General features: G+C 72.7%; 12 protein-coding genes. 10 read left to right on the forward strand and 2 right to left on the reverse strand.

The window, feature by feature from the left end:
- The first annotated feature begins 151 nt into the window (after positions 1–151).
- The 8 genes from CP981_RS03230 to ppk2 all read left to right on the forward strand — a co-directional run bounded on the left by CP981_RS03230 (position 152) and on the right by ppk2 (position 9,562).
- Entirely contained in the window at positions 152–2,554 is a 2,403-nt protein-coding gene (locus CP981_RS03230) for a SpoIIE family protein phosphatase (RefSeq protein ID WP_244329998.1), read from the forward strand.
- A gap of 1 nt (position 2,555) precedes the next feature.
- Positions 2,556–3,656, forward strand: a complete 1,101-nt coding sequence (locus CP981_RS03235) for a substrate-binding domain-containing protein (RefSeq protein WP_085923531.1) — start codon at positions 2,556–2,558, stop codon at positions 3,654–3,656.
- Between the two features lie 11 nt (positions 3,657–3,667).
- The gene (locus tag CP981_RS03240) at positions 3,668–4,477 is read left to right on the forward strand and encodes an ATP-binding cassette domain-containing protein (RefSeq protein ID WP_085923532.1); all 810 of its coding nucleotides are present in this window, start codon (positions 3,668–3,670) and stop codon (positions 4,475–4,477) included.
- On the forward strand, positions 4,474–5,742 hold the full coding sequence (locus CP981_RS03245) for a sugar ABC transporter permease (protein WP_085923533.1): 1,269 nt from the start codon (positions 4,474–4,476) through the stop codon (positions 5,740–5,742). Before CP981_RS03240 ends, CP981_RS03245 begins: the two co-directional genes overlap by 4 nt.
- A gap of 179 nt (positions 5,743–5,921) precedes the next feature.
- Positions 5,922–6,797, forward strand: a complete 876-nt coding sequence (locus tag CP981_RS03250) for a universal stress protein (protein ID WP_085923534.1) — start codon at positions 5,922–5,924, stop codon at positions 6,795–6,797.
- A gap of 196 nt (positions 6,798–6,993) precedes the next feature.
- Positions 6,994–7,293, forward strand: a complete 300-nt coding sequence (locus tag CP981_RS03255) for a dsRBD fold-containing protein (RefSeq protein ID WP_085923535.1) — start codon at positions 6,994–6,996, stop codon at positions 7,291–7,293.
- 58 nt (positions 7,294–7,351) lie between these two features.
- The gene (locus CP981_RS03260) at positions 7,352–8,698 is read left to right on the forward strand and encodes a nicotinate phosphoribosyltransferase (protein ID WP_085923536.1); all 1,347 of its coding nucleotides are present in this window, start codon (positions 7,352–7,354) and stop codon (positions 8,696–8,698) included.
- 42 nt (positions 8,699–8,740) lie between these two features.
- The gene (gene ppk2, locus CP981_RS03265; RefSeq protein WP_085923537.1) at positions 8,741–9,562 is read left to right on the forward strand and encodes a polyphosphate kinase 2; all 822 of its coding nucleotides are present in this window, start codon (positions 8,741–8,743) and stop codon (positions 9,560–9,562) included.
- 21 nt (positions 9,563–9,583) lie between these two features.
- On the opposite strand, the gene CP981_RS03270 is transcribed toward ppk2, so the two are convergent.
- On the reverse strand, positions 9,584–10,459 hold the full coding sequence (locus CP981_RS03270; protein WP_085923538.1) for a universal stress protein: 876 nt from the start codon (positions 10,457–10,459) through the stop codon (positions 9,584–9,586).
- 223 nt (positions 10,460–10,682) lie between these two features.
- On the opposite strand from CP981_RS03270, the gene CP981_RS03275 reads away from it, so the two are divergent.
- Positions 10,683–12,407, forward strand: a complete 1,725-nt coding sequence (locus CP981_RS03275; RefSeq protein WP_085923539.1) for a sensor histidine kinase — start codon at positions 10,683–10,685, stop codon at positions 12,405–12,407.
- Between the two features lie 13 nt (positions 12,408–12,420).
- On the opposite strand, the gene CP981_RS03280 is transcribed toward CP981_RS03275, so the two are convergent.
- Positions 12,421–13,128 (reverse strand): response regulator, encoded by a 708-nt coding sequence (locus CP981_RS03280; protein WP_085923646.1) that lies wholly within the window; start codon positions 13,126–13,128, stop codon positions 12,421–12,423.
- Between the two features lie 199 nt (positions 13,129–13,327).
- Here CP981_RS03280 and CP981_RS03285 point away from each other — a divergent pair, with 199 nt between their 5' ends.
- On the forward strand, positions 13,328–13,903 hold the full coding sequence (locus CP981_RS03285) for an Rv1733c family protein (RefSeq protein WP_085923540.1): 576 nt from the start codon (positions 13,328–13,330) through the stop codon (positions 13,901–13,903).
- Positions 13,904–13,911: the final 8 nt, after the last annotated feature.

The following is a 13,911-nucleotide window of genomic DNA, read 5'->3' on the forward strand; positions in this document are numbered from 1 at the left end:
GGCGGATACGGCGACCGTGGCTTATGACGACGGCTTCCGGCGTACGGAGGCGGTGCAGGCAGTGACCGCACGAGTCCTTGGGTCTACCGGGGCTGAGCTGACCGCCGTCTATGTGCCGGCCGAAGGGGACGGCGTTCTTCAGCTGGCCGAGATGGTCGGAGGCTCCGGCGTCCCCTATGGGTTGCCGACGCGCTATCCGCTGTCCGGCAACTCTCCGGTGGCCGCGGCCTTCCGCAGCGGCGACCCGTTGTGGCTGGGCCCGGCGGAGCTCGCGGAGTACGACCTCAGCGGGGCCGCGGACAGCCCCGGTGCGGACGCCTGGGACGGTACCGGGAAGCCCCCGGCGGATGTCTCGTTGTGCGTGCTGCCTCTGGGCGGAACCGTCCGGCGGCTGGGGTGCCTGGTGGTGATGGACAAGGCCACCGACGCCTTCGACGCGGACCGCCGCCAGCTCCTGGAGCTGCACGCCGACCAGGTGGCCGCGGGGCTGGAGGCCGTCGCGGCCCGAGCCATGGCGCAGACGGAGCGGCGGTCGCTGCTGGGTCCCGGGCTGGACACCCTGCGGGGCGGCGCCTTCACGCTGGTGCTGCGCACCGGGCGGATGGACGCGGACGCCCAGGTGCTGGAGCTGTTCGGCATCGGCCCGGAGGAGTTCGACCGGCGGGTGGAGACGCTGCTGGAGCGCACCGTGCCGGACGATGTGCCGGCGCTGATGTCGATCGTGGAGCCGGGCGGGCTGCCCGCGGCCGGCCACCAGCTGTCGATCCGTATCCGGCGGCCCAACGGCGAGCTGCACTGGCTGAGCCTGCGCTGCCGGGTGCTGGTCGACGCCGACGGCACCCCGGAGCGGATGCTGGGCGTGGTCGCCGACGCCTCGTATCTGCGGCCCACCGCCGACGAGGTCTCCATCGTGCAGCGGCTGTCGGCCGCGCTGGCCGGTGCCACGACGATCCGGGACGTCAGCCGGGTGGTGGTCGCCGCGCTGCGGGCGCCGCTGGCGGCCGACCGGGTGGCGGTGGCCGAGCTGGAGGCCGACCGGTTCGTGGTGTCCGTGCTCGACCCGCCGGAGCCCGCGGCCTGGCCCGACGCGTGGCGGTCCGAATGGCGGTCCGAGTGGCCCGATGCGGCCTGCCACTCGATGCCCACGCTGGAGAGCGTGCTGCGCACCGGGCATGTCGCCCTGTGGCCGCCGGGGGCGGCCCTCGAAGCCGACCTTGCGGGCATCGGGCCCGGTGGGCTCGCCGTGCTGCCGCTGCCGGCCGAGGGCCGGATCGTCGGGGTGTGCCTGATCGGCTGGGACGCGGAGCACCACTTCGGGCCGGAGGAGCGGTCCTTGCTGACCGCGACCGCGGGCCTGGTGGGACAGGCCCTGGTGCGTGCCCATGCGCTGGACGCCGGGCACGAGCTCGCCACGATGCTCCAGCGCAGTCTGCTGCCCCGCAAGCTGCCGTCGCTGCCCGGCGGGGTGGCCGTCGCCCGCTATCTGCCCGCCACGATGGGCCTCGAAGTGGGCGGCGACTGGTACGACGTCATTCCGCTCTCCGACGGCCATGTCGCGCTCGTCATCGGCGATGTGGAGGGGCACAGCGCCGGCGCCGCCACGATCATGGGGCAGATGCGCACGGCCATCAGGGCCTACGCGGTGGAGGGCCACCCGCCCGATGTGGTGATCGCCCATGCCAACCGGCTGCTCCTGGGTATGGAGACCGATCTGTTCGCCACCTGCTGCTATGTGGACCTGGACATGGAGGAGGGCATCGCCTGGTTCGTCCGGGCCGGGCATCTGCCGCCGCTGCTGCGGCTGCCCGACGGCAGCACCGAGGAGGTGCCGGTCGAGGGCGGCCCTCCGCTGGGGGTGGCCGAGGACGGGGAGTTCCCGCTGACCGAGGTGGGCCTGGCCCCCGGCACCGTGCTCGCCCTGCTCACCGACGGCCTGGCCGAGTCGGCCACCCTCCCGCTGGAGGACGGCATCCGCCGGGTGTGTGCGGCGCTGGCCGCGGCCGATCCGGCCGATGCCGGGCAGCTCGCCGATGCGCTGCTGGGGGGCGCGAAGCGGCGTGACGACGATGTGGCCCTGCTGGTGCTGCGCTACGACGGGATGCGGGTGCGCCCGACCCGGGTCCGCTGGACGGTGTGGCGGCTCCCGGACGCCGTCATGCACGCCCGGCGCTTCACCGGGCGCACCCTGCGGTCCTGGGGTGTGACGGCGGAGCAGGATGTGGCCCTGCTGGTGGTGTCCGAGCTGGTCACCAATGCCATCGCACACACCCAGGGCGAGGTGCGGCTGGATCTGACGCTGGCCGCGGACCGGCTGCGGATCGGGGTGAACGATGCTTCGCCGCGGGCCCCCGTGAAGCCGACGAGCGTGGACTGGGAGTCGACCGGTGGCCGCGGGCTGCTGCTCGTCGAGGCGATGTCGGCGTCCTGGGGCTCGGTGCCGCTGAGCGGCGGCAAGCAGGTGTGGAGCGAGATCGCCGTGGAGCCGGGCGAGCGGCTCGGCGCGGCGGCCCCGGCCGCCGCGGACGGCCGGCCGAACGGTGAGGAGGTGCGCTGAGGTGCGAGCTCGCCTGCGGGGTGCCGCTGCCGTCCTGGTCGGGGTGTGTCTGGTGGCCGGGCCGGTCGCCTGCGGAGAGGCCGGCGGGGCACGGGAGCCGCACGGGTCCGTCTCCGGCGGTGCCCCGAAGATCGGGGTGCTGCTCCCGGACAACACCTCGCGCCTCTACCACTTCGACAAGCCGCTGATCGAGCGGAAGATCCATCGGCTGTGCCCCAAGTGCACGGTGGAGACCGTCAGCGCGCAGCACGATGTGGCCACTCAGCAGCAGCAGGTGGACGCGATGATCACCAAGCGGGTGCAGGTGCTGATCCTGGACGCCGTCGACTCCAAGTCGCTCCGTTCGTCGGTCGAGAGCGCGCGGCGGGCCGGTATTCCGGTGGTCGCCTATGACCGCCTCGTCGAGGGGCCGGTGTCCGCGTATGTCTCCTTCAACGGCAAGACGGTCGGCAGGCTTCAGGGGGAGGCGCTGCTCAAGGCGCTCGGTCCCAAGGCGCGCGACGCCCAGATCGTCATGATGAACGGCGCGGCGACGGACCCCAACTCCGCCTGGTTCAAGCAGGGTGCGCTCGCCGCGCTCAAGGGCAAGGTGAAGATCGGGAAGGCGTACGAGACCGGCGACTGGCGGCCGGAGAACGCGAACCGCAATATGGCCGCCGCCATTTCGGCCCTCGGCGCGGACCGCATCGACGGGGTCTACTCCGCCAATGACGGGCTGGCCGCCGGCATCATCGCCGCCCTTCAGGCCGCCAAGGTCTCTCCGCTGCCGCCCATCACCGGCCAGGATGCCGAACTCGCCGCCATCCAGCGCCTCGTCAAGGGCGACCAGATCATGACCGTCTACAAGCCCTTCGCGCCCGAGGCCGGCACCGCCGCCGCCATGGCCGTCGCGCTGGGACGCGGCGAGAAGCTCAACGGCATCACGACGCACACGGTCAACAGCCCCACCCACCGCGGCATCCCGGCCGTGCTGCTCACCCCGATCTCCGTGAACGTGCACAACATCAAGAACACCGTGGTCAAGGACGGTATGTACACGATCGATCAGATCTGCACCCCCAAGTTCGAGTCCGCCTGCAAGAAGGCGGGACTCCTCAGGTAAGGCAGGCATTCATGGAGTCCGGCGCAACCCTCCGGCGGCCGAAGCCGGCACCGCCCCTGCTGGCACTGCACGGCATCTTCAAGCGGTACGGCGCCGTCCAGGCCCTGGCCGATGTCGATCTGGAGATCCGCGCCGGTCAGGTCGTCGCTCTCGTGGGCGACAACGGCGCCGGCAAGTCCACCCTGATCAAGGTGATCGCCGGGGTCGACCCCGCCGACGGCGGCGAGATCGAGTGGGACGGCCGGCCCGCCCCGATCACCCGCCCACACGACGCCCAGGACCTGGGCATCGCCACCGTCTATCAGGACCTCGCACTGTGCGACAACCTCGACGTGGTCGGCAATCTCTTCCTCGGCCGCGAGATCCACCGGGCCGGTGTCCTCGACGAGGTGGAGATGGAGCGCCTCACCCTCGACCTGCTGGACATGCTGGCCATCCGGATGCCCGACGTCCGCCTCCCGGTCGCCTCGCTCTCCGGCGGCCAGCGCCAGACCGTCGCGATCTCCCGCTCGCTCCTCGGCGAACCCCGGCTCGTCCTCCTCGACGAGCCCACCGCGTCCCTGGGCATCGAACAGACCGCCCAGGTCCTCGACCTCGTCGACCAGCTGCGTGAGCGCGGGCTCGGGGTGCTCCTGATCAGCCACAACATGGGGGACATCAAGGCCGTCGCGGACTGGATCGCGGTGCTGCGGCTCGGCCGGAACAACGGGTTCTTCGATGTCACGACCACCTCCCACGAGCAGATCATCTCCTCGATCACCGGCGCCACGGACAATGCCGTGACCCGCCGCAAGGCACCGGAGTGGGACGCGGAGCCATGAGCCGGACCTGGGCGCTCCGGAAGCACAAGGCGGGCGGCGGAGCGGTCACCGCTGCCGACCGCCGCCGGCTCACGCCCGAGTTCGGCGCACAGAATCCCCTGGAGATCCTCAAGCGCAGATTCCACAGCGGTGAGCTCGGCTCGGTCCCGGTCGCCCTCGGCCTGATCGTGGTGTGGATCATCTTCGAGAGCCTCAACGAGAACTTCCTCTCGCCGCGCAACCTGTCCAATCTGAGCGTGGACATCGTCGGCACCGGCATGATCTCGGTGGGCGTCGTCTTCGTGCTGCTGCTGGGCGAGATCGATCTCTCGGTCGGCTCGGTGAGCGGTCTGGCGGCGGCCGCGTTCGCGGTGCTGAACGTGAGCCACGGGGTGCCGGAGGGGCTCGCGCTGCTGATCGCGGTGCTCGGCGGCGCGGCGATCGGAGCCGTGCAGGGCTTCTTCCTCGCCAAGGTCGGGGTCCCGGCGTTCGTGGTCACCCTCGCGGGCCTGCTGGGCTGGAACGGCCTGATGCTCTACATCCTGGGCGCCAACGGCACGATCAACATCGACGACAAGGGCCTGCTCGCGATGCTGACCGGCTACTACTTCCACAATGTGGCCGCCGCGTACGGCCTGGCGGCGCTGGGCACCGCCGGGTACTTCCTCGCTTCGTACCATGACGCGTGGCGGCGCCGGGCCGCCGGTGTGCCCGCCCGGCCGCTGAGCGAGATCCTGCTGCGCACCGGCGTGCTGGCGGCGATCGCGATGGCCTCGGCGTTCGTCCTCAACCAGTTCCTGGGGCTCCCCCTGGCCCTGTTGATCTTCCTTGTGGTGCTGGTCGGCCTCGACTGTGTGCTGCGCCGCACGCGCTACGGACGCATGATCTTCGCGCTCGGCGGCAGCGTCGAGGCGTCCCGCCGCACCGGCCTCAACGTGGACCTGGTCCGCATCTCGGTCTTCATGATGTCCGGCACGATGGCGGCGGTCGGCGGTCTCTTCCTGGCCTCGCGCGTCACCTCGGCCAGCCAGACCTCGGGGGCGGGCCTGCTGCTGATGGACGTCATCGCCGCGGCGGTCATCGGCGGCACCAGTCTGTTCGGCGGACGGGGCCGGACCTGGTCGGCCCTGCTCGGCGTGCTGGTGATCCAGTCGATCGCCTCCGGCGTGGCCCTCATGGGCATCCAGACGGCCGTGCAGTTCATGATCACGGGTGGTGTGCTGCTGATCGCCGTGGTCATCGACTCGCTGTCGCGGCGGGCTCAACGGGCGCACGGGCGGGTCTGACGCGGGCCGCGACGGCGGGCGTTCGGGCCGCGGTACGGAACGGAGCGCGCCGGGCAGCGGCCACCCGGACCTCTGGCGGCGCGATGGGGGCCGAGTGGCTCATGCCGCGGCGGACCAGGCCGAGCACCCTTGAGATGTGGGCGCGAACGCGCCGAGCGCGCGAGGAACGGGAGCGAGCCATGAAGGATGTCATCACCGCCGGTGTGGACGGTACGCCCGAGTCCTTGTCCGCGATCCGGTGGGCGGCCGAGGAAGCGCAGCTGCGTCACGCGCGGCTGCGGCTGCTGCACGCCTGGGTGCTGCTCGCGCCGGAGCCCGCGTCCCACCCCGAGGCCGGACAGGACCAGAACTACTGGACCCACCGGGTGATGGACGAGGCCGCCACGACGGCCCGCGCGCGCTTCCCTGACCTGCCGGTGGACGAGGTGCTGGTGGCCAAGGACCCGCTGGACGCCCTGCACGAAGCCGCGGAACAGTCGGATCTGCTGGTCCTCGGCTCACGGGATCTGGGCCCGGTGTCCCGCTATGTGCTCGGTGAGCTCGGTCTGCAACTGGTGGCGCACGCCGTCTCCCCCACCGTCCTGGTACGCGCCCGGCAGGACTCCACGGCGAACGAGGGCGCCGGCGAGGTGATGGTGGCGCTGAGCCTCCACGAGCCGTGTGAGGCGCTGCTCGCCTTCGCCTTCGCCAGCGCGGCCCGGCGGGGCGTCACCCTGCGTGCCATCCATGGCAGGCACCTTCCCTCGTACGCCTACAACCGCGGGGGCGGTGTGGAGCCGATCGCCGCCGAGCAGGCGGAGCAGGACGCCCGGGAGGATCTGGCCGAAGCCCTGGAGACCTGGCGCGAGAAGTTCCCGGACGTGCGGGTGGACGACCGGGTGGTGCTGGAGAGTCCGGCGCCGGCGCTGCTGCACAGTGCCGCGGACGCGGGGCTGCTCGTCGTCGGCCGCCGCCACCGGGACCGGCACCGGTTGCCGGGGCCCAAGATCGGCCATGTCGTGCAGGCGGTCGTCCACCACGCTCCGTGTCCGGTGGCCGTGGTGCCCCATGAATGACCGCACGGCATCACGCGCCACGGTCGGTGACGGCCCAGCGGCGACCGTGCCAGGACGTGCCACGGCAGAAGGCGGATGATGACGGTAAGGGCTCATCCAGCGGGTTCTGCCGCCGACGGCCCGGCGGATCGCGGCCCCGGTCGTTCGTCCGGGTCGTGTCCTGCGGCGGCCCCCGGCAAGGAAGCGGAGGCAAGCCATGGCAAAGACAGTCGAGTGGCCCGTCCGTCTGTACCTCGTCGAGGAGGACGGGACGACCAAGGCACGCGTGGAGCTGCGTACCGGAACCACCACCCTCACCGGGCACGGCACGGCACGGTGCAGCCCCGAGGACCGGGATGTACCGGAGATCGGCGACGAGATCGCGGCCGGGCGTGCGGTGCGGGATCTGGCCGGGCAGCTGCTGCGGGTGGCCGACAGCGACCTCGAAGGTGTCGGTGCCGCACCGCCCCGGCGGGAGCATCGGGTCGCCTACGGCTGGACGGACGCCATGGCGTGAGCCCGGTGCGGGCGGCGGCGCCGGCCGGCGGCCTCGCCGTCCGTGGAAGGAGTCGGCCATGTCGGATGCGACGACCACCGATCTGTACGAAGTCACCATGGCCCTCTCGTATCTCCACGAGGGCATGACGCAACCGGCGACCTTCAGCTGCTTTGTGCGGGAGCTGCCGCCGCAACGGGGCTTCCTGATCGCCGCCGGAGCCGAAACCGTCCTCGATTTCCTGTCCGGTTTCACGGTCGGACACGACGATGTCGAGGTGTTCGCCGAGGCGTTGCAGCGGCCCGCGCGCGACCTGGCCCCGCTCCTGGGCATGCGGTTCACCGGCGAGGTCCGGGCGGTGCCGGAGGGGCGGGTGGTGCTGGCGGGTGAGCCACTGCTGGAGATCACCGCGCCGCTGCCGCAGGCGCAGCTGGTGGAGTCCTTCGTGCTCAACCACCTCACCCATCAGACGGCCATCGCCTCCAAGTGCATCCGCTGTGTGCTCGCCGCGCGGGGCCGCTCCGTCGTGGACTTCTCGCTGCGGCGCACCCACGGCACCGCGGCCGCCCTCCAGGTGGCCCGGCTCGGCGCCATGACCGGTTTCGCGGGCACCAGCAATGTGGCGGCCGCGCATGCCGAGGATCTGCCGGCCGTCGGCACGATGGCGCACTCGTACATCGAGGCGTTCGAGGACGAGGAGGCGGCGTTCACCGCGTTCGCGCTCTGCCACCCCGGGCCGGTGACCTTGCTGGTGGACACCTACGACACCGAGTCGGGTGTCGCGGCCGCGGCCCGGGTGCTCAACGGGCTGGGCCGCGGGGACGGTTCGGCCATCCGGCTGGACAGCGGTGACCTGGCGGAACTGGCCGTACGGGCCCGCGCGATCCTGGACAACGCGGGGCTGCCGCAGGTGCGGATCGTCGCCAGCGGCGGACTGGACGAGTGCGCCGTGCACGACCTGGCGCGGGCGGGCGCGCCGATCGACGTCTACGCCGTGGGTACCCGCGTCGGGGTGAGCGCCGACGCGCCCTCCCTGGACTCGGCGTACAAGCTCGTCGCCTACGACGGCCGGCCCGTGATGAAGCTGTCGTCGGCGAAGATGACCGCCCCGGGGCGTAAGCAGGTCTTCCGCCGGCCCGGGTGCCACGATGTGATCGGCCTGGCCGACGAGCCGCTCCCGGCGGGCAGTACGCCGCTGCTGGAGACGCTGATGAGCGGGGGCGTGCGCAGCACCCCGCGCGGCCGGCTCGCCGATGCCCGGCGGCGGGTCGTGGCGGATGTCGCGGAGCTGCCCGCGACGGCCCGGTACATCCGGTCGCCGCACGCGGTGCGGCCGCGGGTGTCGAAGCGGCTTTCCGCCCTGACCGACCGGGTCCGGCGGCGGATCGAGCGCGAGGTCCTGGCCCCGTTCGGCTCGCACTCCTGAGGCCGGGAGGCCCGCCGGGGCTTTTCTCCGTACCGTCGTCCTATGGCGCAGAAACAGGGCGGCAACGGCACCGGGAAGCTGCCGCGGTCGCTGTACGAGCCGGAGCTGTACCGGCTCCAGACGGAGCTGGTCAAGCTCCAGGAGTGGGTACGCGCCGAGGGCGCCCGGCTGGTGGTGGTCTTCGAGGGGCGCGACGCGGCCGGCAAGGGAAGCACGATCAAACGCGTCACCGAGTACCTCAACCCCCGGGTGGCGCGGATCGTGGCACTGCCCCGGCCCACCGAGCGCGAGCGCACCCAGTGGTACTTCCAGCGCTATACGGAGCACCTTCCCGCGGCGGGCGAGATGGTGCTGTTCGACCGCAGTTGGTACAACCGGGCCGGGGTCGAGCGGGTCATGGGCTTCTGCACGCCGGCCGAGCACCAGCGGTTTCTGCGGCAGTGCCCGGTCTTCGAGCGGATGCTGGTGGAGGACGGGATCCTGCTGCGCAAATACTGGTTCTCGGTGAGTGACGAGGTGCAGGAGCAGCGGTTCCGGCGCCGGATGAAGGACCCGACGCGGCGCTGGAAGCTCTCCCCCATGGACCTTGAGTCGCTGACCCGCTGGGAGGAGTACTCGCGGGCGAAGGACGACATGTTCGTCCACACGGATATCGCGGAGTCACCGTGGTTCGTCGTCGAGAGCGATGACAAACGCCGGGCCCGGCTGAACATGATCGCCCATCTGCTGTCGACGGTCCCCTATCGCGACATCGCCCCGCCCTCGCTGGAACTCCCGCCGCGGCCGTCCGCCACCGGCTATCAGCGCCCGCCCCGGGACCTTCAGACCTACGTTCCCGATCACGCGGCCGGGCTGGAGCAGTGACGGCGCGGCCGCGGCCCCGTTTCAGACCTGCTGCGGCACCACGGCCACGGGGCAGGTGGCGTGGCACAGCGCGGTGTGCGCCACCCGCCCGAGCTGGAGGCCGAAGTGGCCCTGGCGGTGCTGTGCGCCGGTCACCAGCAGATCCGCGGCGGCCGTGCGGTGCACCAGGACCTTGTGGGCCGGCCCCTCGACCGTGACCCGCCGCACCCGCACCGCCGGATTCGCCCTGGCCACCTCGTCCAGCGCCTCGTCCAGCAGCGCGGAGGCCTGCTTCTCGTGGTAGCGCCGGGCGTCCGCGGCGAGCAGCGGGGCCTCGGTGGCGTCGCGTACCGGGAGGGGCCAGGCGCATACCGCCTCCAGCGTGCACTGGCGGGCCGCTGCCTCGTGGAAGGCGAAGCGGACGGCCGCCGTCTCCCCGGCCGGGTCGGCGACGCCGAGGAGGATGCGGCCGTGGGTGCCCGCCAGTCCGGCCACGTCACCGCGCACCACGATGACCGGGCACCGGGCGCGGGCCGACACCGCCAGGCTGACCGAGCCCATCAGCAGCCCGGCGATCTCGCCGCGCCCCCGGGACCCCAGGATCAGCGCCGTGGCATGGAGCCCCTCGTTCAGCAGGGCGGTGACCGCGTCGGTGGCGAGCACCTCGCCCGAGACCTGGACGTCCGGCTGCCGGCGGCGGGCGACGTCCACGGCGGAGGCGACGACGGACTCGGCGAGGACCTGCTCGCTGGGCCGTGCCCCGCCGTCCGGCGGTACCTCGCCCTCGAAGCGCTCCCATCGGGAGGCGTAGACGACCCGCAGCGGAAGGCCGTGGCGCGCCGCTTCGTCCGCCGCCCAGTCGAGCGCCCGGAAGGCGGAATCCGATCCATCGGTCCCCACGACCAGCGGATGCTCCATCGCCCCCACGTCCTTCCTCGCATCGGCGCGGACATGTCCCTACTGCCACCGTCGCACCGGGTCCGGGGGGCGTGCAGGTCCGGACGGACACCGGGCGGTGGGCCGCCCGGTCCTGAGTTGGCGCGGCGGCGGGCCCGCACCGCCGCGCCAGGCCCCGCGGGGACACCGCGGCTACCGTGGAGGTACGGCCCCCGCCCGCGTGCGGGGCCATCCAGCGGAGGCCATGGTGGGCGACCACGGAAGCGGCCGGCGCGACACCGCCCGGCGCCGGCTCGATGCGCTGCCGGACGAGCTGCAACAGCGCCTCGACGCCCTGCGGCAGGGTCCCGGTGACCCGGCGAATCTGCTGCTGGAAGCCGTGCTGTCGGTGGGCCGGGGGCTGGAGCTGCCGCAGGTGCTGCGCCGCATCGTGGAAGCGGCGGTGGTGGTCGTGGACGCCGAGTACGGGGCGCTGGGCGTGGTGTCGGAGGGCACCCGGCTCACCCAGTTCCTGCCGGTCGGGGTCACCGACGCCGAGCAGCAGGCGATCGGCCGGCTGCCCGCGGGACACGGCATCCTGGGTGAGCTGATCCGTCATCCCCGCCCGCTGCGGCTCCCGGAGCTGTCCGAGCACCCGTCGTCGTACGGCTTTCCGCCGCACCACCCGCCCATGCACTCCTTCCTCGGGGTGCCCATCCGGGTCGGCGACGAGGTGTTCGGGAATCTCTATCTGACCGAGAAGCGGGGCGGCGGCGGGTTCGACGCCGAGGACGAGACGGTGCTCTCGACGCTGGCGGTGGCGGCGGGGGTCGCCATCGAGAACGCGCGGCTGTACGAGGAGGCCCGCTACCGGCAGCGGTGGCAGCAGGCCAACGGTGAGATCGTCGCCAGGCTGCTGCTGCCGGGGACGGACGAGATGGCGGCCCTGGGGCTGATCGTGGACAAGGCCCGGGAGATTCTCACCGCGGATCTCGGTGTGATCGCGTTCCCCGAACAGGACGGCAGGGCGCTGCATGTCGCCCTGGCCTCCGGGGTCGACGCCGAGGCGCACCGCGGACTGGTCCTCCCCCGGCAGGGGTCGTTCATGGGAGCGGCACTCGACCTTCGGGAGCCGATGATCAGCACCCATGTCGAGCAGGATCCGCGGATCACCGCGGGGCCGCCGCGCTGGATGGGGCTGGGCCCCGCGGTCGCCGTGCCGATGATCACCGGTGGCCGGCCGCGTGGCGTGCTGCTGGTATCGCGAGTGCTGGAGCGGCCCCCGTTCACCGAGCTGGAGACCGGCCCGCTGCTGACCTTCGCGGGGCAGGCGGCCCTCGCCATGGAACTGGCCGACCAGCGCCGGTCCGCCGAGCAGCTCACCCTCCTTCAGGACCGCGACCGGATCGCCCGTGATCTGCACGATCTGGCGATCCAGCGGCTGTTCGCGACGGGCATGACGCTCCAGAGCGCGGTCCGTTTCGTGGACCATCCGGAGGCGAGCGAGCGGCTGCTGCGCGCGGTGGACGATCTGGACGAGACGATCAAAATCATCAGGTCCACCATCTTCGGGCTGCGCGCCCATACGCCGGGCCGGGCCGGCCACGGGCTGCGGGCCCGCACCGTCACGGTGGTCGAACAGGCTGCCCGCGCCCTGGGGTTCACCCCGTCGCTCCGGATGCAGGGCCTCATCGACACCGATGTGCCGGCCGAGCTCGCGGAGCATGTGGTGGCGGTGCTGGGCGAGGCGCTGAGCAATGCCGCGCGGCATGCGCACGCCACCACGGTCGAGGTCTCGCTGGCCGTCGGCGGCGGTGCGCTGAGCCTGAGCGTCACGGACAACGGGGTGGGCCTGCCGCGTGACGGCCGGCGCAGCGGGCTGAGCAACCTCGCCAAGCGGGCGGAGAGCGTGGGCGGCGAGCTGACGCTGGCGGCACCGTCGCAGGGTGGCACCCTCCTGCTGTGGCAGGCGCCGCTCCCGTCGGCCTGAGCCGTTCCCGGGGTCAGAGCCGGTACGGTCCCGAGTCCCCGGCGGCCGGCGGCGGTCCCTGGGCGGCGAGGACGGCCGCCTGGATACGGCGTTCCACACCGAGCTTGGCCAGCAGCCGCGAGATGTGGTTCTTGACCGTCTTCTCGGAGAGGTAGAGCCGCTGCCCGATCTGACGGTTCGTCAGCCCTGCTCCGATCAGCCCGAGGATCTCCCGCTCCCGCGGCGACAGCCCGGACAGCGCGTCCGCCGCGGGCGCCTCGCCGGTGTCCACGCCGCGCAGGCTGTGCATCAGCCGCGCGGTGGTCGCCGGGTCCAGCATCGAGCGTCCGGCGGCGACCGTCCGGACAGCGGCGACCAGATCCGAACCCTTGATCTCCTTGAGGACGTAGCCCGCCGCGCCCGCCATGATCGCGTCCAGCAGCGCCTCGTCGTCGTCGAACGAAGTCAGCATCAGACACCCGAGTCCGGGCAGCCGCGACCGCAACTCCCGGCAGACGCTGATCCCGTCACCGTCCGGCAGCCGCACATCGAGCACGGCGACATCCGGGCCGAGCGCCGGACCGCGGGCCAGCGCCCGCTCGGCGGTGCCGGCGTCGCCGACCACCTCGATATCGGGTTCCGCGTCGAGCAGGTCCCGCACACCACGGCGCACCACTTCATGGTCGTCGAGCAGGAAGACCCGGATCGGCCGCTGCGGTGAGAACTCGCGTACGTCGCCCATGGCGTCCTCCACGCTCTCCTCGTGCGGTGCGGCGGTGCTTCTCATCGTCGTCCCGGGCACGGTGCGCACACCAGGGCCGAACGGGGCCGCCGCCCCCGCCGGGCCGACCCCGACCGGCCCCCCGCGAGGGCCGTTCGGCCCCTCCTGCCGGCTTCGCGCCGCGTGCGACGGTCGGGTCCACAGGCGCAGGGGGTGCGTGATGGCTCGCAGCGAGTTCCTCCGGCCGTGGCGGGACAGCCCGCTCCGGCGGCGTTCGGATGTCGCGGAAGCCTGGCTGGTGCTGGTGACCGCCGTGCTGATCGCCCTGGGCGCACCGGCCGCCGGGCTGGCCGCCGCGCATGCGGTGGACGACGGTACCGGCCAGGAACGGCAGGGCCGGCAGAGCGTATCGGCCGTACTGACCGAGAACCCGCCGGCCCGGATCGGGGTGGATGTCTCCGGTGGCGTCGGCGCGCGGGTGCACGCGACGGTGCGCTGGACGGCCGCCGACGGCGCCGCCCGGACGGGCGTCACGACGGTGTCGCCGGACCTGCGGGCCGGTGACCGCACCACCGCCTGGCTCGACCGCCACGGGGCGCTGGTGCGCGACCCGGTCACCCCCAGGCAGGCGACCGGCGAGAGCATCGCCGTCGGCACCGTGGCCGGCACCTCGGCCGGCCTGCTGCTCCTCGGCGCCCAGCGCACCGGCCGCGCCCTGCTGAACCGCCACCGCTACGCCCAGTGGGAGCGGGAGTGGGCGGCGGAGGATCCCCGCTGGGGGCAGCGGGCGACGTGACACGGCGG

The organism is Streptomyces platensis, from assembly GCF_008704855.1.
In the GTDB taxonomy this organism is placed as follows: Bacteria; Actinomycetota; Actinomycetes; order Streptomycetales; family Streptomycetaceae; genus Streptomyces; species Streptomyces platensis.